The 24,420-nt window shown below is 69.8% G+C and carries 26 protein-coding genes and 1 pseudogene; 15 read left to right on the forward strand and 12 right to left on the reverse strand.

Features of this window, described 5'->3' with window-relative positions; translation table 11 throughout:
* Nucleotides 1-7 precede the first annotated feature (7 nt).
* From TPAU_RS10850 to TPAU_RS10875, 6 genes are all read left to right on the forward strand, one after another.
* Nucleotides 8-985 (forward strand): helix-turn-helix transcriptional regulator, encoded by a 978-nt coding sequence (locus TPAU_RS10850; protein WP_013126799.1) that lies wholly within the window; start codon nucleotides 8-10, stop codon nucleotides 983-985.
* Nucleotides 982-1,956, forward strand: a complete 975-nt coding sequence (locus tag TPAU_RS10855) for a helix-turn-helix transcriptional regulator (RefSeq protein ID WP_013126800.1) — start codon at nucleotides 982-984, stop codon at nucleotides 1,954-1,956. Before TPAU_RS10850 ends, TPAU_RS10855 begins: the two co-directional genes overlap by 4 nt.
* 94 nt (nucleotides 1,957-2,050) lie before the next feature.
* Nucleotides 2,051-2,302, forward strand: a complete 252-nt coding sequence (gene tatA, locus TPAU_RS10860) for a Sec-independent protein translocase subunit TatA (protein WP_013126801.1) — start codon at nucleotides 2,051-2,053, stop codon at nucleotides 2,300-2,302.
* Nucleotides 2,303-2,330: 28 nt separating this feature from the next.
* Entirely contained in the window at nucleotides 2,331-3,335 is a 1,005-nt protein-coding gene (tatC, locus tag TPAU_RS10865) for a twin-arginine translocase subunit TatC (protein ID WP_013126802.1), read from the forward strand.
* Nucleotides 3,322-6,075: a DEAD/DEAH box helicase gene (locus TPAU_RS10870; protein ID WP_013126803.1), complete on the forward strand. Its 2,754-nt coding sequence runs from the start codon at nucleotides 3,322-3,324 to the stop codon at nucleotides 6,073-6,075. The genes tatC and TPAU_RS10870 overlap by 14 nt, the downstream gene beginning before the upstream one ends.
* Before the next feature lie 72 nt (nucleotides 6,076-6,147).
* The gene (locus TPAU_RS10875) at nucleotides 6,148-6,831 is read left to right on the forward strand and encodes a DUF4333 domain-containing protein (RefSeq protein WP_013126804.1); all 684 of its coding nucleotides are present in this window, start codon (nucleotides 6,148-6,150) and stop codon (nucleotides 6,829-6,831) included.
* Between the two features lie 12 nt (nucleotides 6,832-6,843).
* Here the strand turns inward: TPAU_RS10875 and TPAU_RS10880 are convergent, their stop codons facing one another.
* Nucleotides 6,844-7,806 (reverse strand): 5'-3' exonuclease, encoded by a 963-nt coding sequence (locus TPAU_RS10880; protein WP_013126805.1) that lies wholly within the window; start codon nucleotides 7,804-7,806, stop codon nucleotides 6,844-6,846.
* A 66-nt stretch (nucleotides 7,807-7,872) separates the two neighbouring features.
* Here TPAU_RS10880 and TPAU_RS10885 point away from each other — a divergent pair, with 66 nt between their 5' ends.
* The gene (locus tag TPAU_RS10885) at nucleotides 7,873-8,988 is read left to right on the forward strand and encodes a M24 family metallopeptidase (RefSeq protein WP_013126806.1); all 1,116 of its coding nucleotides are present in this window, start codon (nucleotides 7,873-7,875) and stop codon (nucleotides 8,986-8,988) included.
* A 49-nt stretch (nucleotides 8,989-9,037) separates the two neighbouring features.
* Nucleotides 9,038-10,486, forward strand: a complete 1,449-nt coding sequence (locus tag TPAU_RS10890) for a sugar porter family MFS transporter (protein ID WP_013126807.1) — start codon at nucleotides 9,038-9,040, stop codon at nucleotides 10,484-10,486.
* Here TPAU_RS10890 and TPAU_RS10895 read toward each other — a convergent pair.
* Nucleotides 10,483-10,881 carry a pyridoxamine 5'-phosphate oxidase family protein gene (locus TPAU_RS10895; RefSeq protein ID WP_013126808.1) on the reverse strand — a complete coding sequence of 133 codons (399 nt, stop codon included), beginning with the start codon at nucleotides 10,879-10,881 and terminating at the stop codon, nucleotides 10,483-10,485. The two genes, TPAU_RS10890 and TPAU_RS10895, sit on opposite strands and share 4 nt — an antisense overlap.
* A gap of 40 nt (nucleotides 10,882-10,921) precedes the next feature.
* On the opposite strand from TPAU_RS10895, the gene TPAU_RS10900 reads away from it, so the two are divergent.
* Genes TPAU_RS10900 through TPAU_RS10920 form a run of 5 tightly spaced genes read left to right on the forward strand, consistent with a single transcriptional unit; the run spans nucleotide 10,922 to nucleotide 14,643 of the window.
* Nucleotides 10,922-11,692, forward strand: a complete 771-nt coding sequence (locus TPAU_RS10900; protein WP_013126809.1) for an SDR family NAD(P)-dependent oxidoreductase — start codon at nucleotides 10,922-10,924, stop codon at nucleotides 11,690-11,692.
* Nucleotides 11,689-12,825, forward strand: coding sequence for a bifunctional cobalt-precorrin-7 (C(5))-methyltransferase/cobalt-precorrin-6B (C(15))-methyltransferase (locus TPAU_RS10905; RefSeq protein ID WP_013126810.1), 1,137 nt, complete (start codon nucleotides 11,689-11,691; stop codon nucleotides 12,823-12,825). The genes TPAU_RS10900 and TPAU_RS10905 overlap by 4 nt, the downstream gene beginning before the upstream one ends.
* The gene (gene cobM / locus TPAU_RS10910; RefSeq protein ID WP_013126811.1) at nucleotides 12,822-13,580 is read left to right on the forward strand and encodes a precorrin-4 C(11)-methyltransferase; all 759 of its coding nucleotides are present in this window, start codon (nucleotides 12,822-12,824) and stop codon (nucleotides 13,578-13,580) included. The genes TPAU_RS10905 and cobM overlap by 4 nt, the downstream gene beginning before the upstream one ends.
* The gene (locus TPAU_RS10915) at nucleotides 13,577-14,323 is read left to right on the forward strand and encodes a cobalt-precorrin-6A reductase (protein ID WP_013126812.1); all 747 of its coding nucleotides are present in this window, start codon (nucleotides 13,577-13,579) and stop codon (nucleotides 14,321-14,323) included. Before cobM ends, TPAU_RS10915 begins: the two co-directional genes overlap by 4 nt.
* Nucleotides 14,324-14,373: 50 nt before the next feature.
* Entirely contained in the window at nucleotides 14,374-14,643 is a 270-nt protein-coding gene (locus TPAU_RS10920; RefSeq protein WP_013126813.1) for a hypothetical protein, read from the forward strand.
* Here the strand turns inward: TPAU_RS10920 and TPAU_RS10925 are convergent.
* Nucleotides 14,621-14,992, reverse strand: coding sequence for a MerR family transcriptional regulator (locus TPAU_RS10925; protein ID WP_013126814.1), 372 nt, complete (start codon nucleotides 14,990-14,992; stop codon nucleotides 14,621-14,623). The two genes, TPAU_RS10920 and TPAU_RS10925, sit on opposite strands and share 23 nt — an antisense overlap.
* Before the next feature lie 27 nt (nucleotides 14,993-15,019).
* On the opposite strand from TPAU_RS10925, the gene TPAU_RS10930 reads away from it, so the two are divergent.
* Both TPAU_RS10930 and TPAU_RS10935 read left to right on the forward strand, forming a co-directional pair.
* Nucleotides 15,020-15,817 carry an alpha/beta fold hydrolase gene (locus TPAU_RS10930; protein ID WP_013126815.1) on the forward strand — a complete coding sequence of 266 codons (798 nt, stop codon included), beginning with the start codon at nucleotides 15,020-15,022 and terminating at the stop codon, nucleotides 15,815-15,817.
* A gap of 22 nt (nucleotides 15,818-15,839) precedes the next feature.
* Entirely contained in the window at nucleotides 15,840-16,424 is a 585-nt protein-coding gene (locus tag TPAU_RS10935) for a cysteine hydrolase family protein (RefSeq protein ID WP_013126816.1), read from the forward strand.
* An 11-nt stretch (nucleotides 16,425-16,435) separates the two neighbouring features.
* On the opposite strand, the pseudogene TPAU_RS10940 reads toward TPAU_RS10935, so the two are convergent.
* The 9 genes and pseudogenes from TPAU_RS10940 to TPAU_RS10980 form a co-directional block, all read right to left on the reverse strand.
* Nucleotides 16,436-16,630 (reverse strand): annotated as a pseudogene (locus TPAU_RS10940) (pyridoxamine 5'-phosphate oxidase family protein); the annotation flags it as partial.
* 9 nt (nucleotides 16,631-16,639) lie between these two features.
* Nucleotides 16,640-17,830 (reverse strand): MFS transporter, encoded by a 1,191-nt coding sequence (locus TPAU_RS10945; protein ID WP_013126817.1) that lies wholly within the window; start codon nucleotides 17,828-17,830, stop codon nucleotides 16,640-16,642.
* Complete coding sequence (locus TPAU_RS10950) at nucleotides 17,827-18,735, reverse strand: alpha/beta hydrolase (RefSeq protein ID WP_013126818.1); 909 nt, start codon at nucleotides 18,733-18,735, stop codon at nucleotides 17,827-17,829. The genes TPAU_RS10945 and TPAU_RS10950 overlap by 4 nt, the downstream gene beginning before the upstream one ends.
* Before the next feature lie 91 nt (nucleotides 18,736-18,826).
* The gene (locus TPAU_RS10955; RefSeq protein WP_013126819.1) at nucleotides 18,827-19,672 is read right to left on the reverse strand and encodes a helix-turn-helix domain-containing protein; all 846 of its coding nucleotides are present in this window, start codon (nucleotides 19,670-19,672) and stop codon (nucleotides 18,827-18,829) included.
* A 79-nt stretch (nucleotides 19,673-19,751) separates the two neighbouring features.
* Entirely contained in the window at nucleotides 19,752-20,042 is a 291-nt protein-coding gene (locus TPAU_RS10960; RefSeq protein WP_013126820.1) for a DUF1330 domain-containing protein, read from the reverse strand.
* 26 nt (nucleotides 20,043-20,068) lie between these two features.
* On the reverse strand, nucleotides 20,069-21,532 hold the full coding sequence (locus tag TPAU_RS10965; RefSeq protein WP_049825981.1) for a precorrin-2 C(20)-methyltransferase: 1,464 nt from the start codon (nucleotides 21,530-21,532) through the stop codon (nucleotides 20,069-20,071).
* 5 nt (nucleotides 21,533-21,537) lie between these two features.
* Nucleotides 21,538-22,173 (reverse strand): precorrin-8X methylmutase, encoded by a 636-nt coding sequence (locus TPAU_RS10970; protein WP_013126822.1) that lies wholly within the window; start codon nucleotides 22,171-22,173, stop codon nucleotides 21,538-21,540.
* 9 nt (nucleotides 22,174-22,182) lie between these two features.
* Nucleotides 22,183-23,235 carry a hypothetical protein gene (locus TPAU_RS10975; protein WP_041944387.1) on the reverse strand — a complete coding sequence of 351 codons (1,053 nt, stop codon included), beginning with the start codon at nucleotides 23,233-23,235 and terminating at the stop codon, nucleotides 22,183-22,185.
* Entirely contained in the window at nucleotides 23,235-24,305 is a 1,071-nt protein-coding gene (locus tag TPAU_RS10980) for a beta-ketoacyl-ACP synthase 3 (RefSeq protein WP_013126824.1), read from the reverse strand. Before TPAU_RS10980 ends, TPAU_RS10975 begins: the two co-directional genes overlap by 1 nt.
* Nucleotides 24,306-24,420: the final 115 nt, after the last annotated feature.

Here is a 24,420-nt window from a genome sequence, read left to right on the forward strand (position 1 = left end):
TCGACACGTGGCGACTTCGCGTATCGAGCGCTTGACGAACCTGGTGATCTGCCTGCTGTCCACGCGGTTCCCGGTCGATCGGGACTACATCCGTGCCAACGTGGCCGGATACGACCGCGACTCCGACGACGACGCCTTCGAGCGGATGTTCGAGCGCGACAAGGCGGATCTGCGGGAGCTCGGTGTACCGATCGAAGTGGCGCCGATATCGCGGATCAACTCCACCCAGGGCTACCGGATCGCCTTCGACGACTACGCGCTCGGCGATATCGACCTCGATCCCGAGGAAGCCACGGCCGTCGCCGTCGCCGCCGCCATGTGGCAGTCCCCGGAGATGTCCTCGGCCGCCCAATCCGCGGTGCAGAAGCTCCGCGCCGGCGGGCTCGACGTCGACGGACCGGGCGCCGGGGTCGGCCCAGCACTGGCCCCCGACCGGGGCGCCGAGGCAGCGCTCATCGCCATGCTCGAGGGCATCGATCGGCGTCGCCAAGTGTCGTTCGCGCACCGCGCCAACCCGACGCAGCCCTTCATCGACCGCACCCTGCACCCGTGGGGCGTGGTCACCTTCCGGGGCAACGCCTACGCCGTCGGCCACGATGTGGACCGCGGCGCCGTCCGCACGTTCAAACTCTCGCGGGTCCGCGGGGGAGCAGTGTTGGACCGTCCAGCCACCATCCGGCCACCCGACGGTTTCGACTTGCACGCCCACGTCGTGGCCACCGTCGCCGAACGCGATCCGGTGGGCACGGCACGGCTCTGGGTGGCGCGCGGCCGCGGCGACGGCCTGCGCCGCCTCGCGTCCACACAGGTCGATGCAGAATTCCGCGGCCGCCCCGGCGCCGAACTCACCATCGAGGTGCGCTCCGTCGATGCACTCGCCCGCGAGGTCACCGGCCTCGGCCCCGATGCCGTCGTGTTCGAACCCGAGGGACTACGGGACGCGGTGACCGGCCGCCTGCGCGCGCTCGCAGGGGTGAGCCGATGACCCAGCCCAAACAGCCAAGCCGGCAGATGCAGCGCCTGGCCCGCTGGCTCAACGTGATCCCGTACTTCCGGACCCACCCGGATGCCGATCTGGACCGCGCCGCCGCCGACCTCGGGGTCACCGTCACACAACTCCGCAAAGACCTCACCGGGCTCACCATGTGTGGCCTACCGGGCATGTACCCGGGTGATCTGATCGAGATCGACTACGACGAGTCGGGTGTCGACATCGGCTTCAGCGCCCGTATCGATCGCCCACTCAAACTGACCGGGGCCGAGGCGGCGTCGCTGCTCCTGGCTCTGCGCGCGCTCGCGGACTCGCCCGGCGTGGCGGATCCCGCTGCGGTGCTCCGGGCGATCGCCAAGCTCGAGGCCGCGGTGGCCGGAGCGGGACGTGACACCGTGGCCTCGATCGATGGGACGCGCACCCGCGACGACCGCGATACCGAGATCGCGGCCGCCGTGCACGCCGCGCTCCGCGACGACCGCGCCTTGCATCTGCGCTATTACTCGGCCACCCGGGACACCACCACCGAGCGCGATGTGGACCCGATCGCCGTCGACACCTTCGACGGGCACACCTACCTCCAGGCCTGGTGCCGCCGCAGCGAGGGCCTGCGCATGTTCCGACTGGACCGGATCGACCAGGCGCGCGTGCTCGACGAACCGGCACGGGTGCCCGAGCACGTCGAGCCCGCGTCCGGGTTGTTCGACGGTGCCGCCGCGGACGATCTGACGACCGCCACGGTGGAGGTTGCGCCCGGTGCGGCATGGGCGCTGGAGTACCACCCCTTCACGGTGGTGGGGGACGGCGATCAGGGAACTGTCGTCGCGACCATGCCCTACGCGACCGAATCCTGGATGGTGCGCTTCGTCCTGAGCTTCGGCGGCGAACTCGCCGTCCGCGAGCCCGTGTCGCTGGCCCGAGCGGTGGCCGCACGAGCCGCGGAAGGGCTGGCGAACTATTCATGAAGTGGACACCTCGACCGCGTCGAACAGGGGCGGGAGACGGGCACCGGGTCCGGTAGTCTCGAATGAGAAATCTCGAACGAAGTGAGGCATCATCATGGGCATCACCCACTCTCCCTGGGCGTGGATCGTCATCGCCGTCGTCCTGCTCTTGCTGTTCGGCGGCAAGAAGTTGCCGGACGCCGCGCGCGGTCTCGGCCGTTCGATGCGCATCTTCAAGAGCGAGATGGACGAGATGAAGACCGAGGGCACCAAGACCGAGGCCGACAAGCCCGCGCCCCAGGTCACCGATAAGCCGATCGACGTGCAGACTGTCGATCCGCAGGAGGCCGACCGCAAGTCGGCCTAGCGGGGAGGAACCCCCCGGAAAGCACCCCGTGAAGATTCCGTTCGATCCACGGCGGCGCCGTGCCGTCGTCAACCCCGACGGCACGATGTCGATCGTGGAGCATCTCTTCGAGCTCCGCGCCCGGTTGTTGTGGTCGCTGGCGGCCATCGTCGTGACCTCGATCGTCGGGTTCTACTGGTATAGCCATGGTCCGTTCGGGCTTCCGTCCACCGGTCACCTGCTGACCGGGCCCTATTGCGATCTCCCCGCGACCTCGCGTGCCGAGATCACCCGCGGTGGCGAATGCCGCCTGCTCGCCACCGGCGTGTTCGATCAGTTCAACCTGCGTCTGAAAGTGGCCGTCGCGACCGGCATCGTGCTCGCCTGCCCGATGTGGCTGTATCAGATCTGGGCGTTCATCGTGCCGGCGCTGCACCGCAAGGAGAAGCGGTACACGGTGGCGTTCGTGGGGCTCGGCGGGACGCTGTTCATCAGCGGCGCCGTGCTCGGCTACCTGATGATCACGAGCGCCTTCAGCTTCTTCCTCACCGTGGGCAATGAGACCCAGGTGACCGCCCTCCAAGGGCCGCAGTACTTCAGCTTCGTCCTCACCGTCATGGCCATCTTCGGCGTGAGCTTCGAACTGCCACTGTTCATCATCGCCCTCAACCTGGTCGGCGTCCTGCCCTACACCAAGCTCAAGAAGTGGCGTCGCGGCCTGCTGCTGTCGATGTTCATCTTCTCCGCTGTCATCACCCCGTCGGGCGATCCATTCACGATGCTCGCGCTGGGTGCGGCGCTGGCCGTGTTGTTGGAGCTGTCGATCCAGTTCGCTCGGTTCCACGATCGGCTCAAGTCGAAGCGCAACCCAACCGACGGCTGGGAGGGCGATATCGACGACGAGACCGCCTCGCCGACACCTGCCGCGCCACAGCCCATCGGGGCCTCGGCGGCACCGTCGGGGAGCGACGTGGGCGGCGCCTCGACAATCGCCCCGCCCGAGACACTGATGCGCAACTCGATCCCGCGTTCGGGGCTCGATGACGTCCTCTGAACTGGAGCTGTTCGCCGAGCGCCTCGACTTCACCCTCGACCCGTTCCAGCGCGACGGCTGCGCCGCCCTCGAGAACGGGCACGGCGTACTGGTGTGCGCCCCCACCGGCGCCGGCAAGACGGTGGTGGGTGAGTTCGCGGTGCACTTGGCACTCGCCGGCGGCACGAAGTGCTTCTACACCACGCCGATCAAAGCACTCTCGAACCAGAAGCACGCGGAGCTCGTGGCCCGGTACGGTGCCGACAAGGTGGGCCTGCTCACCGGCGATACGTCGATCAACTCGCACGCTCCCGTGGTCGTGATGACGACCGAAGTGCTGCGCAACATGCTCTACGCGGATTCGCCCACGCTGGACGGACTGAGTCACGTGGTGATGGACGAGGTGCACTACCTCGCCGACCGGTTCCGTGGCGCCGTCTGGGAGGAGGTGATCCTGCACCTCCCTGCCGATGTTCGGCTGGTCAGCCTGTCCGCGACGGTCTCCAACGCCGAAGAGTTCGGCGCCTGGATCACCGAGGTCCGCGGCGATACGACCGTCATCGTCGACGAGAAGCGTCCCGTTCCGCTGTGGCAGCACATGCTGGTGGGACGCCGCCTGTTCGATCTGTTCGACACCAGGGCGCTGCGCGCCTCCCAGGAATCCGGCGGTAAGAACGCGCTGGTTCTCGACGCCGCTCTGGTGCGCTACGTCAAGCAACGCGAATCGCTCGACCGCAGCCGCGACCCCGGCATCGTCAGCCCCACGGGACGGCGTGCCGGACGCGGCAGGCCACAGGCCACCCGGCGCCCCATTCCGCGCCCCGAGGTGATCGCGCTCCTCGATGCCGAGGGGCTCCTACCCGCCATCACGTTCGTCTTCTCGCGCGCCGGCTGCGAGCAGGCGCTCACCCAGTGTCTGCGCTCCCCGGTCGTGCTCACCACGCAGGACCAGGCCGCGGAGATCGGCGCGATCATCGACAAGCACGTCGCCGAGTTCTCTCCCGCCGATCTGGAACTGCTCGGCTTCGAGGAGTGGCGCGCCGCGCTCACGCGGGGGTTCGCCGCTCACCACGCCGGGATGCTGCCGGCATTCCGGCACGCCGTCGAGGAACTCTTCGTCAAGGGCCTGGTGCGCGCCGTCTTCGCGACCGAGACCCTGGCGCTGGGGATCAACATGCCCGCCCGCACCGTGGTTCTCGAACGGCTCGTGAAGTTCAACGGGGAGACCCACAACGAACTCACACCGGGGGAGTACACCCAGCTCACCGGCCGCGCCGGCCGGCGCGGTATCGACGTTGAGGGCCACGCCGTGGTGCTCTGGCAGACCGGGGTCCGGCCGCAGGAGGTGGCCGGGCTCGCGGGCGCTCGCACCTTCCCTCTCGTCAGTTCGTTCACGCCCGGTTACAACATGTCGATCAACCTGGTCGATCGACTCGGACGGGCCGGGGCGGAACGGCTGCTCGAAGCGAGCTTCGCCCAATTCCAGGCCGATCGCTCGGTCGTGGGCCTCGCCAAGCGGGTGCAGCGCGGTGAGAAGGAACTCGATCAGCTGCGTGCGCAGATCACCGATGCGGCAGGCGGCGCCGACTACCTCGAATACGTCCGGCTGCGTGAAGCCGTGCGCAGCCGCGAGCGTTCGCTGCGGCGCCAGCACCTGTCCGATCGGCGTGACGGTGCCGCCACCGCGTTGGGCGAGCTGCGCCGGGGCGATGTGGTCGCGGTCACCGGCGGCAAACGCCGCGGATTGGCACTCGTCGTGGAGCCATCCGGAGATCGCCGCGATCCCAAGCCGGTCGTGGTCACCGAGAGCGGCTGGTCGGGCAGGGTCGGCGCATCGGACTTCGTCGGCGACCTCCCCGTGCTGGGCACGCTCCGGGTGCCGAAGAACGCCGACTACCGGTCGGGGCGCGGTAAGCGCGACTTGGCTTCGACACTGCGGAACAGCGGAATCTCCGCGCCACGGCAGCAGGCCAAGGCGGCCCGCCCGGCCGCGACGGACGGAGAGCTCGCAGACCTCCGTGCGCAAATGCGTGCGCATCCCGCACACACCGGACAGCGGGCAGCCGAACTCGACCGGCTCGCCGAGCGGTACGCGCGGCTCGAGCGCGAGACGACGGCCGCCGCCGCGACCGTCCGTGCCACCACCTCATCGCTCGCGGTCACCTTCGAGCGGATCGTTGCTCTGCTCGACGATCGCGGCTATCTGGAGACGGTCGACGGTGACGTGGTGCTCACCGAGGCGGGGCACCGGTTGGCCCGGGTGTACAGCGAATCCGATCTCCTGGTGTGCGAGTGCATCGAGGACGGAGTCTTCGACGGTCTCGCTCCGGCCGAGCTCGCGGCCGTGGTCTCGGCGATGGTGTTCGAGTCCCGGGGCGACCGCGGCGGCGCCATCCTGACCGGCGAGCGAGTTCCGGGCGGGGTGCGTTCGGCGGTCCGCGACATCGCCGATCGATGGACCGACATCGTCGCGGCCGAGGCGGCGCACCGGCTCGAACCCAGTCGCGAACCCGACGTCGGATTCGTCGCTCCGATGTATCAGTGGGCGGGCGGGGGCACCCTCGCCGCCACGCTCATCGCCGCCGGTGAACGGGGTCAACCGCTGCCTGCTGGTGACTTCGTCCGGTGGTGCCGGCAGGTGATCGACCTGCTCGACCAGATCCGCCAGACCTCACTGCAGACCCGGCCCGGTCTCGCCGCGGTCGCGACGGCTGCGATCGCCGGGATTCGGCGCGGCGTCGTCGCCGAATCCGGTGCCTGATCCGGTACGTTGAACCCACACGCGTAGTAGTCGGTAGGTGTCCTCGCCCGCCGACCGGGGAGGAGTGGACCGATGAGCAACCCGCAGGACCCGAACCAGTGGGCACAGCAGGGCTGGCAGCAACCGGGTCAGCCCGGCCAGCCCCCGCAGGGCTCCGATCAGACGCAGATCACTCCACAGTTCGGCGGCCAGCCGCCCGCCGGGCAGCCCTACGCCGCGCCGGGTGCAGACCAGACCCAGATCGCCCCCCAGTTCGGTGGACAGTGGCCGGGGGCACAGGGCCAGCCCGGCCAGTATCCGCAGGGCCAGCCCGGTCAGCCGCAGCCCGGTCAGCACTCCGGTCAGTTCGGATACCCGGGCCAGCCCGGTCAGCCCTACGGCCAGTTCGTCCCGCAGTACGCGGGCGCACCCGGGATGCCGGGCGCACCGAAGAAGTCGAAGAACGGACTGATCATCGGGATCGGCGCCGCGGTCGTCATCGCGATCGTGGTGATCGTGGTCCTCGTCGGCTATTTCACCGACGCCTTCTTCGGCAAGAAGTTCGACAACGGCGCGGTGAACGAGGGGGTCACCAAGGTGCTGAAGGAGAACTACAACGAGTCCGACACCAAGGACGTCAAGTGCAACACCGACGGCGTGAAGGTGAAGGAGGGGAGCACTTTCACCTGCGATGCCACGATCAGCGGTAAGCAGCGCACCGTGGACGTCAAGGTTCTCGACAGCGACGGCAAGTACCAGGTGGGCGCACCGAACTGACGCCGGCCCGGCTCAGTTCCGCAGCGCTGCCAGCAACCGCTCCACCTGCGCACCGATCCGCAGCTCCACGGCCAACTCGGCCAGGCGCTGCGGATCACGCGGTTCTGCGGGCACTGCGTCCGGCCCCGATACCGCGACGTCGGCCGCGCGCCGCACCCACACCACGTCCCACGCGGCATCGAGGTAGTCGGACGAGTTCACGATCGAGGCGGCGGCTCGGGCCGGCAACGGTGACGGCTGCTGGGCGGCGGCGTCCCGGATCGCGGCCAAGGATCCGTACTGCAACAACAGTTTCGAGGCCGTCTTCTCACCGATGCCGGGCACTCCTGGCAGTCCGTCGGAGGGGTCGCCCCGCAGCAACGCCAGCTCGGCGTAGGCCTCGCCCGCGCGGTCCGCAGGAAGCCCGTACTTCTCCGCCACCTCGGCAGGACCGAACATCTCCGCCTTGGCGATACCGCGGCCGATGTACAGACACTTCACCGGCGGCGGCGTGTCGTCCGCGACCTGCAGCAGGTCCCGGTCACCGGAGACCACGATCACCGGGTCCACCTGTTCCTGCGCCGCCAACGTCCCCAACACGTCGTCGGCTTCGAGCCCCTCGGCACCTGCGGTCGCGATGCCGACGGCGTCGAGCACCTCGAGAATCATGTCGACCTGCGGAGCCAGCGTATCGGGCACCTCCTCGGCGCCGTCCTCGGCGTCTTCGGCCACCCGGTGCGTCTTGTACGTGGGCAGCAGGTCCACGCGGAAGGCCGGCCGCCAGTCCAAATCCAGGCAGGCCACCAACCGACCGGGCCGATGCGTCGCGATCAACTGGGACGTCATATCGAGAAAGCCGCGCAGTGCGTTCACCGATCGCCCGTCGGCGGCTTTCACCTTGTCCGGGATCGCGTAGTAGGCGCGGAACCACAGGCCCGCCGAATCGAGCAGCATCAGCGGCCGAGCGGGGGCGGCATCGTTGGTCACGGGAGTCATCGTGACACACGGCCGACGCTCGCAGGTCCGCCACGGACGTCGCCCGGGCAGTGAGAGTATGGATCCATGACTTCCTTCCCCGCCTCCGTGTACGCGAACCGTCTCACTCGGGCTCAACAACTCGGCACCGCAGCGGGGACCCCGCTGGTGATCACACCCGGTCCCGATCTCGCCTATCTCACCGGCATCGTCAGCGAATCCTTCGAGCGACTGACCGCATTGGTGATCACCGCGGACGGATTCGCGCTGGTACTGCCGCGACTGGAGCTGGCGATCCTTACCGAGTCCGCGGTGCCGGGCCTCGCCGACGCCGGGGTCGAGCTGACAGTCACCGATTGGGTCGACGGGGCCGACCCGTACGCACTCGTCGTCGACCGGTTCGCCGGGGCGGAGCGGATCGCGGTGGGTGACGCAGTTCCGGCGCTGCACCTGGTGCCTCTGCTCGAACGCGGCGTCTCCGCCGAGTTGGCGACCGGTGTGCTGCGGCGGCTGCGAATGATCAAGGACCGAGCCGAAATCGACGAGCTGCGGGCCGCGGGCGCCGCGATCGACCGGGTGCATGCCCGCGTTCCCGACATCCTGAAGGTGGGGCGCACCGAGCGCGAGGTGGCCGACGACATCGCCGCCGCGATCGTCGAGGAGGGGCATACGGTAGCTGCCTTCGTCATCGTCGGTTCGGGCCCGCACGGTGCCGATCCGCATCACGAGGTCTCCGACCGCGTGATCGAGGCCGGTGATGTGGTCGTCGTCGATATCGGCGGACCTCTGCCCTCGGGCTACAACTCGGATTCGACACGCACCTACTCGATGGGCGAGCCCGCCGCCGATATCGCGCAGCAATACGCGGTCTTAGAACGCGCGCAGGCGGCGTCGGTCGCCGCGGTGCGGCCGGGAGTGAGTGCGGAGTCGATCGACGCGGCGGGCCGCGCGCTGCTCACCGACGCCGGACTCGGCGAGTACTTCGTCCATCGCACCGGCCACGGAATCGGCCTGTCAGTGCACGAAGAGCCGTACGTGGTCGCGGGAAACGAACTCCCGGTCGAGCCGGGCATGGCCTTCTCGATCGAACCGGGCATCTACTTCCGGGGTTCGTGGGGAGCGAGGATCGAAGATATCGTGATCGTCACCGAGGACGGATGCGAGCCGGTGAATACGCGCCCGCACGGCCTGACGGTGCTGTAGCCATGGGATATCCCGGGGCTCGAATCGACTTCTCACAGGAGGATCCCGCATGACCCACGGCGGCGGAGCCACGCCCGACGAACCGTCCATCTACGAGGAGGGCGACGGCAACAGCGGGCGGGTCATCCAGATCGCCGTGGTCGCGGCGATGGGCGGCTTGCTCTTCGGGTACGACAGCGCCGTCATCAACGGCGCCACGAAAGCCATCGAGGGCTACTTCGACATCCACGGCTACACACTCGGGTTCGCCGTAGCTTCTGCGCTATTGGGCGCTGCTGCGGGCGCCATGACAGCGGGCCGGATCGCCGATCGCATCGGCCGGCTGCGGGTGATGCAGATCGCGGCGATCCTGTTCCTGGCCAGCGCGGTGGGGTGTGCCTTCGCCTACGACCTGTGGGTGCTCATCGTCTTCCGGATCGTCGGCGGCATCGGCGTGGGCGTGGCCTCGGTGATCGCTCCGGCGTACATCGCGGAGGTCTCCCCGGCGCGGATCCGCGGCCGCCTCGGCTCCCTGCAGCAGATGGCGATCGTGCTCGGCATCTTCCTGTCGTTGTTGATCGACTGGTTGCTGGCCTCACTCGCGGGCGGTGCGTCGAACGAGCTCTGGCTGGGACTGGAGGCGTGGCGATGGATGTTCCTGGTGATGGCGATCCCCGCCATCGTGTACGGCGTCGCCTCGACGATGATCCCGGAATCGCCCCGGTATCTGGTGGCGCGTCATCGCATTCCGGAGGCCCGCCGGGTGTTGTCGATGCTCCTGGGCGAGAAGAACCTCGATATCACCGTGCATCGGATCGAGGAGAGCCTCGCCGGTGAACAGAAGCACTCCTGGCGCGATCTGATCAAGCCCGGCGGCGGTGTGTACCCGATCGTCTGGGTGGGCCTGCTGCTGTCGATCTTCCAGCAGGCCGTGGGGATCAACGTGATCTTCTACTACTCGAACATGCTGTGGCAGGCGGTGGGCTTCAAGGAATCCCAGTCGAACATCATCAGCGTCTTCACCTCGATCGTGAACGTCCTGGTGACCATCGTCGCGATTCTGCTGGTCGACCGGATCGGGCGGCGGCCGCTGCTGCTGATCGGTTCGATCGGCATGGCCGTCTCGCTGGCGACGATGGCGGTCTGCTTCAGTACCGCGACGATCGGCGCCGACGGCGCGCCGGCGCTCGGAGGCGCAGTCGGCGTGATCGCTCTCATCGCTGCGAATCTGTTCGTGATCTTCTTCGGTGTCAGCTGGGGTCCAGTGGTGTGGGTGCTCCTCGGCGAGATGTTCCCGAACCGGATCCGTGGCGCCGCACTGTCGCTCGCGGCGGCCGCGCAATGGGCGGCGAACTGGGCCATCACCGTCACCTTCCCGAAGATGGAGGGCAATCTGACGCTGGCCTACGGGCTGTACGCGCTGTTCGCCCTGCTGTCCCTGTTCTTCGTGTACCGGTTCGTGCCGGAGACGCGCGGCAAATCACTGGAGGACATGGACGGGAGCGTGCCCGCGCGCTAGCTACGCAGTCCAGGCGAACCCAGCACGCGGGTCACATCGATCTCGATGACCACACGCTGCGGATTCTCCCGCGGCACGCGATAGCGCAGGGCGTAACGGCGCTCCGCCTCGCGGACGTGCTCCCGATCGGTGTACACCCGGGCCGGACCTTCCAGGGTGATCCATTGGCCACCGTCGACCTGGGTGACGGCGGCATAGCCACCGCGTTCGGCGTTGCGCGCCTTCTGACTCCCGCCGGAGGTGATCACGCGCACCAGCCCCGCGTCGGCGTCGTAGGTGAAGGCGATGGCCACCGTGTGCGGAGTGCCGTCTGCGCGCAGCGTGCTCAATGTCGCGAGGTGGCGTTCGGTGACGAAGGTCAGGGCGTCCGCGTTGAGGTCTGTCACACCTGCCACGGTAGCCGGGGCCTAGTCTGGTGCGGTGACTCGGCAAGGAATGCCCGACGGTGCGGTGCTACTGCTCGGTGGGCGCAGCGAGGTGGGCCTGGAGGTCGCGCGACGGATCGCACCCGGCCGCGATGTGGTGTTGGCCGCGCGCCGGTCGAGCGACCTCGACGCGCAGATCGAGACGCTGCGAGCCGCGGGCGCCACCGGTGTCTTCCCGGTGGAGTTCGACGCGGACCGGACGGAGCAGCACGGGCTGTTCCTCGACGAGGTCGCCGACCGGTTCGGGCGGATCGGTGTGGCGATCGTTGCCTTCGGCATCCTCGGAGATCAGGCGCGGGCGGAGGCCGATCCCACGCACGCGGTGCAGATCGCGCAGACCGACTACGTGGCCCAGGTGTCGATCCTGTTGGGCCTGGCGAACCTGGTGCGCGAGCAGGACCAGCGCGCGGGTCGACGGGGCGCGATCATCGCGTTCAGTTCGGTGGCCGGGGTCCGGGTCCGGAAGGCGAACTACGTATACGGCAGCACGAAGGCAGGACTCGACGGGTTCGTCCAGGGATTCACGGATTCGTTGCACGGCTCCGGTATTCAGGTGCTGCTCGCTCGCCCAGGGTTCATCATCGGCGCGATGACCCGTGACCTCATGGCCTCCGGCGTCACACCCGCGCCGTTCAGCCGCACTGCACCGCAGGTGGCCGACGCGACCGTGAGGGCACTGCGCCGGGGACGGCGAGTGGTGTGGATTCCGCCGGTACTGCGCCCGCTGTACGCGGGATTGCGGTTCGTGCCCCAGGCGGTGTGGCGGCGGTTGCCACGATGACGGTCGTGGTGGTGGGCATCGGCGCCGACGGCTGGTCCGGCCTCACCGAGGGTTCTCGTCAGGAATTGCAGCGTGCCAGGGTGATCCATGGTGCACCTCGCCAATTGCAGTATCTCCCCGCGGACCTGGCCGCGGATCTGCGACCGTGGCCCTCGCCGATGATTCCGGGGTTGGCGTCGGTACGGCCCGGCGAGCACGTGCTGGCCAGTGGCGATCCGATGTTCTACGGAATCGGCGCGACCCTCACCAGGCACCGGCCCGACCTGGTGTTGCGCGTGCTGCCTCACCTGTCATCCTTCGCGCTCGCCTGCGCACGACTGGGGTGGCCCGCGCAGGACGTGGTGGTGGTGTCCGCCGTGGCCCGAGATCCCGCACCCCTGGTGCAAGCGGTGCGTGCCGGGCGGCGGGTGATCGCGCTCAGCGAGTCGGGGGCCACCCCGGACGCGCTCGCGGATCTGCTCGCCGAGGCGGCACTCGCCGCCGACCTGACGGTGCTCGAACAGCTCGGGGGTGAACGGGAGCGCGTTCGGCCTTGGCACCGCGGAGCCGGGGTCGACGATCTCAACGTGGTGGCCGTCGAACCGCGCGCGGGGGCTGTGCCCTTCGAATTCGAGCACGACGGGCAGATCACCAAATCCGACATCCGCGCAGTGACGGTGGCCGCATTGCGCCCCTCCTCGGGCTGGGTGTGGGACTTCGGCGCGGGCTCGGGGTCGGTCGGGATCAGCTGGGCCTTGGCCGCGGGCGGCTCCGTCGTGGCGGTAGAGCGGCGCGCCGACCGGGCGGATCGTGTGCGGCGCAATGCGGCTCGCGCGGGCGTCCGCAACGAGGTGGTGGTCGCCGATTCCGCGGATCTGTCCACCGACCTACCGCGGCCGGATGCGATCTTCATCGGCGGCGGTCTCACCGAGACGCTGGCCGCGGCGTGCGTCGGTATCCTGCCGCCGGGCGGGCGGCTCGTCGCGAATACCGTCACCGTCGAGGGCCAGACGCGGGCCGCTCTGCTCTGTGCCCGATTCGGTGGCGCACTGCGGTCTTACACCGTGGCCGATCAGCGCCCACTGGGGGCCGGGACCGCATGGGAGCCGCGGCGCCCCGTGGTGCAGTGGATCTACGTGAAAGAGGAAGTGTGACCGTCTACTTCATCGGCGCAGGTCCCGGGGCACCTGATCTACTGACACTGCGTGGCGCGGAACTGCTGGCCCGGTGCGCGGTGTGCCTCTACGCGGGTTCCCTCGTGCCCCAGGAGATGCTGGATCGCTGCCCGTCGAGCGCCCGGTTGGTGAATACGGCGCGGATGCCGCTGGACGACATCGTCTCCGAGATGGTGGCGGCGCATCATGCGGGTCACGATGTGGCACGGCTGCACTCGGGTGATATGTCCCTGTATTCGGCGTTCACGGAGCAGGCGGCCCGGTTGGATGCAGCGGGCGTGCCCTACCAGGTGATCCCGGGGGTGCCGGCGTTCGCGGCGGCGTCCGCAGCGCTGCACCGGGAGCTGACGGTGCCGGGTGTGGGGCAGTCGCTTCTGGTGACCCGGGTATCAACGCTCTCGACCGATATGCCCCCGGGGGAGGACCTCGCGTCGCTCGCGGCCACCGGTGTGACCCTGGCGCTCCACCTGGCCGCCCATCGCGGCCCCGAGCTGACGGCCGAACTGGTCCCGCATTACGGTGCCGACTGTCCGGTGGCGGTAGTGGCGTTCGCCAGCCGACCCGAGCAGCAGATCGTCCGGTGCCGTCTGGCCGACCTCCCGCAGCGGCTCACGGAAGCCGGGATCTCCAAGACCGCGGTCATCTTCGTCGGCCGTGTCCTCGATGCCGAGACCGTCGTGGACAGCTATCTGTACTCGGCCGCGCGACTCCGCGCGCCCGGGGCGAGCCATTGACGGGCCGGCCGATCCGGGTCCTGATACTCGGCGGCACCGCCGAGGCCCGGGAGTTGGCACAGCTGCTGGACGAGGACGACGACTTCGCGGTGCTCAGCTCGCTAGCGGGGCGGGTAGCGAATCCTCGGCTGCCGGTCGGGCAGACCCGGATCGGCGGATTCGGAGGTGTTGATGGGCTGACGGCATTCCTGTCCGGCATCGACGTGCTGGTCGATGCGACCCACCCCTTCGCGGCGACGATCTCCCGCCATGCCGCCGCGGCGGCGCAGCGCACGGGCACACCAGTGTTCGCCGTGGTCCGCCCGCAATGGTCGGCGGCACCGGGGGACCGGTGGACCCGCGTGCCCACGGTGGCCGCCGCCGCAACGGAACTGAGCGCGCGCCGGGGCGGGACGGCCTTCCTCACCACCGGGAGGCAGGATGTTCACGCATTCGCGGCGTTGGACGCGTGGCGGTTCCTGATCCGGGTGGTCGACACCCCGGCGGGCTCGCTGCCGAAGCGACACACCCTGATCCACGACCGGGGGCCGTACCTGATCGGCGCAGAGACGGCCCTGCTGCGCGAGAACGCGGTCGATGTACTGGTGACGAAGAACAGCGGCGGCGACCTGGTGTCCGCGAAACTCGAAGCGGCGCGGATGCTCGGCGTCGAGGTGGTGATGGTCGACCGCCCGCCGCGGCCCGGGGTGCCCACGGAGCCATCGGCGGCGTCGGCCCACGCGCGCCTGCGCGCCGACCTATGATGACCGCCTGACCGGTTGCAGACGCAATCCCCGAGTCCGGAGGTTCCGCAGTGCGCACAGTGATCATCGTTTCCCTCGGCATCGTCCTCGCTCTGGTGTTCCTCGCCGTCGGCCGCACAGTGCCCTCGATCGGGACCAGGAAGGCGGCGATCGCGTTCACCGCAGTGTGGACGGTGGCCATGGTGATCAACATGGCGGTCGGGATGAGTCACGGCTATTCGTTCGGTGAGGAGTTCCCGATCCTGCTGATGAACGTGGTACCCGGTGTAGCCGTGGCGTTCGGCGGCGATTACCTGCTCAGTCGGCGGCCGGCGAGCTGAGTAGCGCTCGCACTTCCCGGCGGCGCCGCGCGAGGTCGTCGAATTCGGCATCGATCCGGGCCAGGGTCGCGCGCATCGTGGCCTCGACCGCGGGGCACAGGTCGACGGCGCCGTCGTCCTCGCGTACACACGGCAGAACGACGGCGATGGCAGCCGAGTCGAATCCTGCATCCAGCAGCCCCCGGATGCGGCGCACCTGGGTCACGGCGTCGCGATCGTAGACCCGGTAGCCGGCCGCCGTCCGGCGCGACGCCAGCAGGCCCTTCTCCTCGTAGTACCGCAGTGACCGTGCGCTCGCCCCCGTGACCTGCGACAACTCGCCGATGAGCAACTCGCCCTTGACCTTCACACCGGCGTCAACCCCGACACTGCATGCATGTATTCCGAACAGGCAGTGCAGATCCTCACCGAGACCGGTGCACACGTGGTCGATCGGGGCACGGGCCCCGTCGTCGCGCTGGCGCACGGCGCGGGCGGGGGTGTGGTCGAGAACTTCGGCCCGCTCATGGACGCCATCGGCGGGTACCGGTTCGTGGGCCCGTACTGGCCCGGGGCCGGTGGTACCCCCAGGGCCGCGGATCGGCTGGAACTCGACCGGCTCGCGGACACCGTCGTCGCGGCGGCGGTAGCCCGTGGGGCCGCCCGGTTCCCGGTGATCGGCATGTCGTTGGGCGCGGCCGTCGCGGTGACGGCGGCGCGCAGGCATCCGGAGCACGTCTCGGCGCTGGTCCTCACCGTGGGGCTGGCCCGGGCCGACGTGCGGGTGCGCACGGCGAGCGATGCCTTCCGGGCGCTGGCCGCCGCCGGGGCACACGACGCTCTCGCGGGGGCGATCCTCTCGGCCGTCGCCTCCGATACCGCGCTCCGATCGCTCACCGCCGATGAGGAACGGGCCACCCGGACCGGGATCACCGCGACGATGCCGCCGGGGATGCCCGATCACATGGAACTGGTGGGACGGGTCGACGTGACCGAGCAACTGCCCGGAATCGACGTTCCGGCGCTCGTCGTGGTCAGTGGCGGCGACCGCCTGGTGCCCGCGGAGATCAGCCGCGAGTTCGGGGCGATCCGCGGTGCTCGCGTGGTCGAGTACCCCGGCGCGGGGCACGTCTTCACCGCCGACGAGGGCGCGCGGTGGGCGGGCGATGTACGGGACTTCCTGGCCGCGTTGTGAGGTACCGGGGCATGATCGAGGAATGACCGCCGCCATCCTCGCCCTGCATTGGCAGATCAACGTGATCGAACCGGAGGGCTTCTTCGGCTCGATGCTGGCGGGGCCGGTCGCGGAGTCCGGAGTAGTGGACCGGGCCGCGGCCTTCCACGACGCGGCACGCGAGGCGGGCGTTCCGGTGCTCTTCACCCGCTTCACCGTGCCTGAGGATGAGGGTGATCTCGTGCGGAACACCGCGTTCATGCGGGCCGTCGGCGACGCGCAGGAGGCGTTCCGACCCGATGCCGACGGTGCGCGCATCATCGCCGCGATGCGCGATCAACCGACTGCGGTCTACGACAACCAGCGACTGTCCGGACTCGCGGGCCCGGTGACCCAGTGGCTCGCGGCACACGGCGTCGACACCCTCTTCGTCACTGGAGTCGCGACCAATCTCACCGTGGAGCAAACCGCCCGGCACGGCACCGATTTGGGGCTGACGGTGCACGTGGTCGAGGACTGTGTGGCTGCCGCCGATCCGGCGGTGCACGCGGCGTCGATCGCGAATCTGGACCTGACGACGGCCGGGAACGTCACCGCCGCCGAAGCGCTGGCGCGTGTGAGTACCTGACTCGGGCGCGGTCAGCGCAGCTGGGCTCCGTGCGCGTGCGTGACCTGCGGAACGAGCAGCACCCGGCGATCGGCGACCATCACCTCGCGGTACTCCCGACAGTCTGGGTGCTCCCCGGCCCCACGGCGGTAGTAGTCGATGAGGGCGTCCACGTCCGGTCCATCCGGATCGGGGGACGGGCAGATCAGCGTGCCGGTGCCCTCGGCTGGCGGCGATCAGTCGAGTCGCGCGCGCTGACCACCGCGGCGGCGTTCCCCGGAAATGCTCGCGGCGGCGAGGAGGGCACCCGCCGCGCTGAGCGCGACGCCGATCCACACCGGTGACGTAGCCCCGCCGCCGGCGCTGATCCCCATGCCGCCGAGTTGGGCGCCCGCGGCGTTGCCGAGATTGAAGGCAGCGATGTTCGCGGACGAGGCGATGAGGGTGGCGGTCCCGGCGTTGCGAAGCACCCGGAGCTGGAGTGAGGGCACCGTCGCGAACCCGATGAGCCCCATGACGGCGAGCGCGCCCGCGACGAGCGGCTTCGATCCGGCGACCAACGCGACCGCCGCGATACCGAGCGGCAGCAGCGAGGCGAAGACGAGCAGCGCGCGGTCCGCGTCCCGGTCGGCGGCGCGGCCCCCGACGAGGTTTCCGGCGAACAGGCCCAGACCGAACAGCACGAGCAGCCAGGGGATCGCGGCGGCACCGAAGCCGGTCACGGACCGCAGCAGTGGCTCGATGTAGGTGAAGGCCCCGAATAGTCCGCCGAAGACCAGAGCCGTGACCCCGCAGGCGATCCAGACGGAGGGGCGCACCAGCACCGAGAGCTGGGTCCGCACCGAGGTCGTTTCGGCGGGCACGGTCGGCACCAGCGCGGCGATGGCGGTCATGGCTACGAGACCGATGACGGCGACCGCAACGAATGTGGCCCGCCATCCGAAGCGGTGGCCGAGAGCGGTGCCGGCGGGCACGCCGAGAACGTTGGCGACGGTGAGTCCGGCGAACATCAGCGCGATGGCCGACGCCTGGCGGTCGGGTGTGACCAGTCGGGCCGCGAGCACGGCACCGATTCCGAAGAAGCCACCGTGACACAGCGCGGCAAGGATCCGGCCCGCCATCACGAGCTCGTAGGTGGGGCCGGCTGCGGAGAGTGCGTTTCCGGCGACGAACAGGGCCAGCAGGATCAGGAGCGCGGTCTTCGGCGGCCGCGAGACGAGGGCGAGCGTCACGGTGAAGGCGCCGATCACGACGCCGAGCGCGTACCCCGTGACCAGCCCTCCGGCGACGGGAATACTCACGCCGAGATCGTTCGCGACATCGGAGAGCAGGCCGGTGATGGAGAACTCCGTGAGCCCGATCCCGAAGCCGCCCATGGCGAGAGCGAGCAGCCCGGGGTGCAGGCGGCGGTGCGTGGTGGTGGTCATCGTGCTCCGTTCAGGGTCGCGCGCAGCCAGGTGGCCAGGTCGCGCTGGAGCTCGCCTGCGGCATCGAGCACGGCGTCCATCCAGTAGAAGCCGTGGACGGTGCCGGGGTAGTCGCGGTATTCGACGGCGCCGCCTGCCGCGCGCAGGGAATCGGCGTACCGCCGGCCGTGCCCCCGCAATACGTCGTACTCCGCCGTGGCGACGAAGGCCTGCGGGAGCCCGGCGAAGTCGGTCGCGTCCAGGGGCGCGGCGCCCGCCGGCGCGGCGCCGTCGGGCAGGTACTGGCGCCAGAACCAGTCCATGTCGGCAGGTGACAGACCGACCTCGCTGGGCGCGAGATCGTCGTAGTCGCCGGGGCGCAGGGGCGGGTAGAGGACGGCGTGCGCTGTGATCCGTGGTCCGCCGCGGTCCCGAACACGTTGCACGAGAGCTGCGGTGAGCGTCCCTCCCGCGCTGTCGCCGACGACGGCGATCCGGTCGGCGTCGACATCGATCGCGCCGGAGGCGATCCAGTCCAGCGTCGCCGCGGCGTCGTCGAGGGCGGCGGGGTAGGGGTGTTCCGGAGATTTCCGGTAGTCGACGGTGACCACCGTCGCGCCGGTCGCGCGGGCGAGCAGCCTGGCGGGTTCGTCGCTGAGTTCGATGTCGGCGGCCACGAAGCCGCTGCCGTGGAGCATCAGGACGACCGCCCCGCCGGGCGGTCCGTCTCGGTAGATCCGCACGGGCAGTGACGATCCCGGTCCTACGACGTACGTGTGCCGCACGTGGGAGATCTCCACGGCGGGGCGCTGCAGATCGAGGTAGCCCCGCAGGGCGCGACGGACGTCGGGGACGGCCTGCGTGTGCAGCGGGGCGGCGCTCGCTGCCGCGGCGAGGTGGGCTGCGGACTGGGGGTGCAGGGGCATGACGGGATCCGTTCTACGGGTAGCGAGAATCGCCAGCGGTCGCGCCGGTTCGGCGACCCTGGTGGGAGGGAAGGAGTGGGGGCGGTAGGCCTCAGTCGGCGACGCGGTGCCGCAGCAGCGTCAGGGCATCGTCGTCCGAACTGCCGGGCGTGGCGCTGAACGCGATCATCCGCGCACCGTCGGACTCGGGGAGGTGGAGCATCTGGTAACCGAGGTCGAGCCGGCCCACCCACGGGTGGTGGAACCGCTTGACGCCGCTGGTGCACAGCTCGACGGCCTGCAGCGCCCACAGCCGGGCGAAGTCACGATCGAGTACCAATTCGCCGAGGAGCCCGCGCAACGCCGCGTCGTCCGGGAACTGGGCTGCGACCCAGCGGAGCGACGCGACGGCCAATTCCGCCTCCACCTCCCAATCGACGAACAGCGACCTGACCTCCGGATCGAGGAAGGTCTGGCGCACCTTGTTCGGCGGCGGATCGGCGTGTACGTCCTCGTAGGGGACGTGCGGGGCGAGAACGGCGTTACCGAGGCGGTTCCATGCCAGGATGTCCTGGTTGCGCGAGAGCACCACGGCGGGTGTGTCCATCGCCTCGACCAGCTGGCGCACACCGGTGAATCCGGCGCCGTGCCGATCGATCGGTGCCGCCCCCTGGCCCGACGGATGGGCCAGCTCCAGCAGGTGCAGGCGCTCGACCTCGCTCAGCTGCAGCGCCCGGGCGAGCGCGCTGAGGACCTCGTCGGAGGGATTGCCGGCGGCACCCTGTTCGAGCCGGGTCAGGTAATTGACCGACACGCCGGCGAGGTCCGCGAGCTCCTCGCGGCGCAAGCCCGGGACACGGCGGCGGCCGTAGCTGGGGAGGCCGAGGGCGCCGGCGTCCACCGCGGCCCGCCGGGAGCGGAGGAAGGAGCTCAGTGTCGGGGCGGTCTCATCGATCATGTCCTCGAGTCTGATGCACTGCGGGCAGCGGTGCCTGCCCCTGCCGGGGGCAGGCTTCGCGGCGGCCGGTCAGCGCGGGTCAGGCGCCTTCGCTGATCCGGATCTCGCGGACGGCACCGTCGCCAAGCGCGGCGAGGGCCTCCTGGTAGGCGGGGGAGTCGTGGGCTGCGACCGCTGCGTCGAGGCTGTCGAACTCGATGAGCGTGGTGCGCTCCTTGATACCCGCCTCGTAGGTCACCGACGGCAGACCGCGGGCGAGGAACCGGCCCCCGGCCTCAGTGATCGCAGGCCCTCCGAGAGCCGCATACGCGGCGACCTTCTCGGGGTCGCGGATCTCGGTGTAGAACGCCATCCAGTACGCCTTGGCCATGTCGGTCTCCTTCGTTCGTTCGGTGTTCAGTATCGCCGGGGCGTGTGCACGATGCGGCCCGCGGCACGGTCCGTCACCTCGGTACGCGAGGATCCGATGATGAGCAGGGTGCGCATGTCGACGGTGTCGGGATCGAACGCGCCGAGGGTGGTCACCGTCACCGTCTCGTCCGGGGCTCCGACGGCGCGCCCGAGGATCACCACCGTATCGGCATCGCGCTCCTCGAGCAGCACCTCGCGCATCCGCACCAGCTGCTCGCGGCGGGTCTTCGATGCCGGGTTGTACACCGCCAGTGCGAGATCGGCGCGGGAGACCGCACGCAGACGCTCCTCGATGACCTCCCACGGCTTGAGGTAGTCCGACAGCGACAGCACCGCGTAATCGTGGCCGAGCGGCGCGCCCACCCGGCTCGCGACGGCGTTCGCCGCCGTCATGCCGGGCAGAACGCGCACCGGAACGTCGTGGAAGGCGGGATCAACAGCGACCTCGGCGACGGCGGACGCCATCGCGAAGACGCCGGGATCGCCGGAACTGACGACGGCGACCCGTGCTCCGCCGGCGGCCAACGTGAGGGCGTGCCGGGCCCGGTCCGCCTCGACCCGATTGTCCGATGCGTGCACCCGTTGCCCCGGGCGGGGCCGTACTCGGTCGGTGTAGGTCTGGTAGCCGACGATATCGGTGGCCCCGGCGAGCACCCGGCGCACCTCAGGAGTGGTCCACTCGTCATCGCCGGGGCCCAACCCCACGACCACCACACCCGGTGTGGGCGTCACGGTCGGGGCGTTGATCCGGCCCGGCACCAGCACCGTGGAGAAGTAGGGCACGCTCTGCGGGTCGACGTCACCGACGGGGAGCACGCGTTGGTCCGTGCGGCTCGCACGCTCGACGTACTGGGCGGTCGCGGCCCGCTCGGAATCCGCGAGCGCGCCCACGACGGCGGGGAAGGTGCGGCCCAGTTTCATGATCGCGGCGGCATCGGTATCGGCGAGCCTGCGGCGCAGTTCGGGCTCGGGCAGTGTGCCCGGCAAAACCGTGAGTACCTCATCGGCCTCGACGAGCGGTACTCCGGTCGCAGCAGCAGCGGCACTGATCGAGGTCACGCCGGGCACGATGACGGACTCGAACCGGCCGGAGAGCCGCTTGTGCATGTGCATGTACGAGCTGTAGAACATCGGGTCGCCCTCGGCCAGCAACGCGACATCACGTCCGGCCGCCAGGTGCTCGGCGAGTTGCTCGGCGGCGTGCGTGTAGAAGTCGTCGAGTGCGCCACGGTATCCGCCGGGGTGATCGGTGGTCTCGGTGGTCACCGGGTACATCAGGCGCAGCTCGGTCTGGTCGCTGCGCAGATACGGTTCGGCACAGGCGCGCGCGTTCGAGCGGCCGTGGCGCGCACTGTGATAAGCGATCACATCGACGGATCCGATGATCCGCGCCGCCTTGACGGTCACCAGTTCCGGATCACCGGGTCCGACCCCGACGCCGTACAACATGCCGCTCACAGTTCCTCCTCTTGTGCGAGCGCGTTGAGGGCGGCCGCGGTGATCGCGCTGCCTCCCCGACGGCCCAGCACCGTGATGTATTCGACGCCGAGCGCGGCCGCGTCGGCGACGAGCGCGTCCTTGGACTCGGCGGCACCGATGAACCCCACCGGAATCCCCACGATCACCGCGGGTGTGGGTGCTCCCCGGTGCAGCAGGTTCAGCAGGTGGAACAGGGCGGTGGGCGCGTTGCCGACGGCCACGACAGCGCCTTCGAGCCGATCGCCCCACAGGTCGACGGCTGCGGCGCTGCGGGTGTTCCCGATCCGGGCCGCGAGTGCCGGTACGCGGTCGTCACGCAGGAGGCAGAGCACGTCGTTGTCGGCGGGGAGCCGAGTGCGGGTCACGCCGTGGGCCACCATGTTCGCGTCGGTGAGAATCGGTGCACCGGCCCGGAGCGCGGCGCGGCCCGCCGCGACCGCGCGGGCGGACACGCGGATGTCAGCCGCGAGGTCGGTCTGTCCGGCGGCGTGAATCATGCGTACCGCCACCGTCTCCGCGTCCGCCGCGAGGCCGGACAGGTCCGATTCGGCACGGATGGTAGCGAAGGAGCGCCGGTAGATCTCGGCGCCGTCGGTGAGGTACTCGTGCACCGGGGAAGTCTATTCGCCGTGGTGTGGGGGAGCGATCACCAGCCGGTGTTCGCCGGGCGGTGCGCCGCATCCTCGGCTGCACGCCACCACATGGATGCGCTCATCGGCGCCGAGTTCACCGGCCAACTCGGCGGCGTGCGCGAGGGCGTCCGCCTCGGCGCGGGCACAGCCGCGGTCACCGACGCACGCGCTCACCCGCAACCACGGGGAGCCGGCGTCGAAGATCAGGCCCATCGGCGCGAGCACGCGCACGACCGTCTCGGCGGCGTCCTCGTCGAGGTCGTGCACCAGCAGGGTGCGCCACGGAGTGATCGTGATCGGACGTTCGATCGCGGCGAGGAACAGGGCGGTGCGGGCCGGCAGCCGGCCGAGGCTAACCCCTGCGCCGAGCGCCACTGTGCCGTCCTCGCGGTCGAACCAGCCGACCGGCGGCGCGGGCACACCATCGGGCACCTCCCGGCCGGTGACCGTACCCCCGAGGGCCGCGGCCACCCGTGCGGCACCATCGGCGAGATCCCGGATCCGCCACTCGTCGGCGCGCAGGTCGAGGAAGGCCTGGGCGGCGTCGAGCATCATCTCGGTGGTGCCCGGGAGGTCGGTGCTGTGGCCGTCGAGATGGAGCACGCCGTCGCGGGATTCGACGTCGGCGATCAGCGAGGCGATATCGCCGCTGCCGTCGTCGAAGGCGAACAGGAACCGTCCGGGGAGCGCTGCGAGTGCTGCGCGGTCGATCAGGGCCGCATCGAGTTCCGCGGCGCGCGCCGCCTGCGGGTGGGCCAGCGGGGAGGCCACGATATTGCGGACCCGCTCGTGAGTGGAGGAGGGAAGCAAGCCCGCTGCCGACAGCGCGGCCCGCGCCGCGTCGAGGTCGCGGACGCCCCGCACCTGGACGTTACCGCGCGAGGTCAGCTCGATATCACCGCCGTCCGCGAGCTCTGCGAGCACCTCCAACTGGGCCGCTGTGAGGCGGCCTCCGGGCAGCCGGACGCGCACCAGCGCGCCATCGGCCGCGGCGTGCGGCCGGAGTACGCCGGGGCAGTTGTCGGGCTGCCGGTCGGAGATCAGTCCTCCTTGTAGACGGGCGGCAGGGTGATCACGTGACCGGCGTAGGCCAGACCCGAGCCGAAGGCCATCACCAGGGCGGTCTGCCCGGGCTTGGCCTTGCCGGTGCGCAGGAGTTCCTCGACGGCCAGCGGAATCGACGCTGCCGAGGTGTTGCCGGTGGTCACGATGTCTTCTGCGACGACGCAGTCCTCGCGCAGCTCCAGCGCCTTGATCAGGACCTGGGTGATCCGCAGGTTGGCCTGGTGCGGGACGAAGACGTCGATGTCCTTCGACGTGAGTCCGGCCAGTTTGAGAGCTTCCTGGCAGGCGGGAAGCAGGGCGGTCGCGGCCCAGCGGAACACCTTGCGGCCCTCCATCCGCAGGTAGGGACGCACCGGTGCCTCGACCGCGCCGGAGGTGTCGTCCCGGTAGGCGTGCACCTCGTCGAAGTAGGTGCCGAAATCCTTGTCCTGGTAGATCGCTCCGGTGTACTCACCGTCGGCACCCCACGAGACCTGCGAAATGCCCACCTCGTCCGACGGCCCGATCACGGCGGCTCCGGCACCGTCGGCGAAGATGAACGCGCACGTGCGATCGTCCTCGGCGATCAGATCGGACAACCGCTCGACGCCCACCACGACGACGTACTTCGCGGTGCCCGCGCGGATCAGGTCTGTGCCCACGGCGGCCGCGGTGGTGAATCCCGAGCAGCCGGCGGTGATATCGAAGGACGGGATGCCGATGCGGCCCAGCGCTTTGGCGATCTGCGGCGCCAGGGACGGACCGAGCTCCAGGCGGGTATTGGTGGCCGAGATGACGCAATCGACCAGCGCCGGGTCGATGCCCGCTGCCTTGATGGCCCGCTCGGCGGCCTTGACGGACATCTCCAGAATGGTCTCGTCGTCGTCGGCGAAGTTCCGCGACTCGATACCCGACCGGGTCTTGATCCACTCATCGCTCGAATCGATCTTGTCCACGATCTCGGAGTTCGGGACCACGCGCCGCGGCCGGTAGACGCCGATCCCGAGGTAGGCGGCGTGCGGCTGCTCGGCGGGAGCAGCGGGGGCGATCCGGGCGGGGGCGGTCATGCGTCGGTAACTCCATTCGGGGGACGGCGCGGTGAACCATTCGGTTCACCGACGCAGTATTGGTAACATGAACCGAGCGGTTCAAACAAGCACCGCCATGCGGCCGGTCCGGTTT

Origin of the sequence: Tsukamurella paurometabola DSM 20162, from assembly GCF_000092225.1 — a bacterium.
Lineage (GTDB): Bacteria > Actinomycetota > Actinomycetes > Mycobacteriales > Mycobacteriaceae > Tsukamurella > Tsukamurella paurometabola.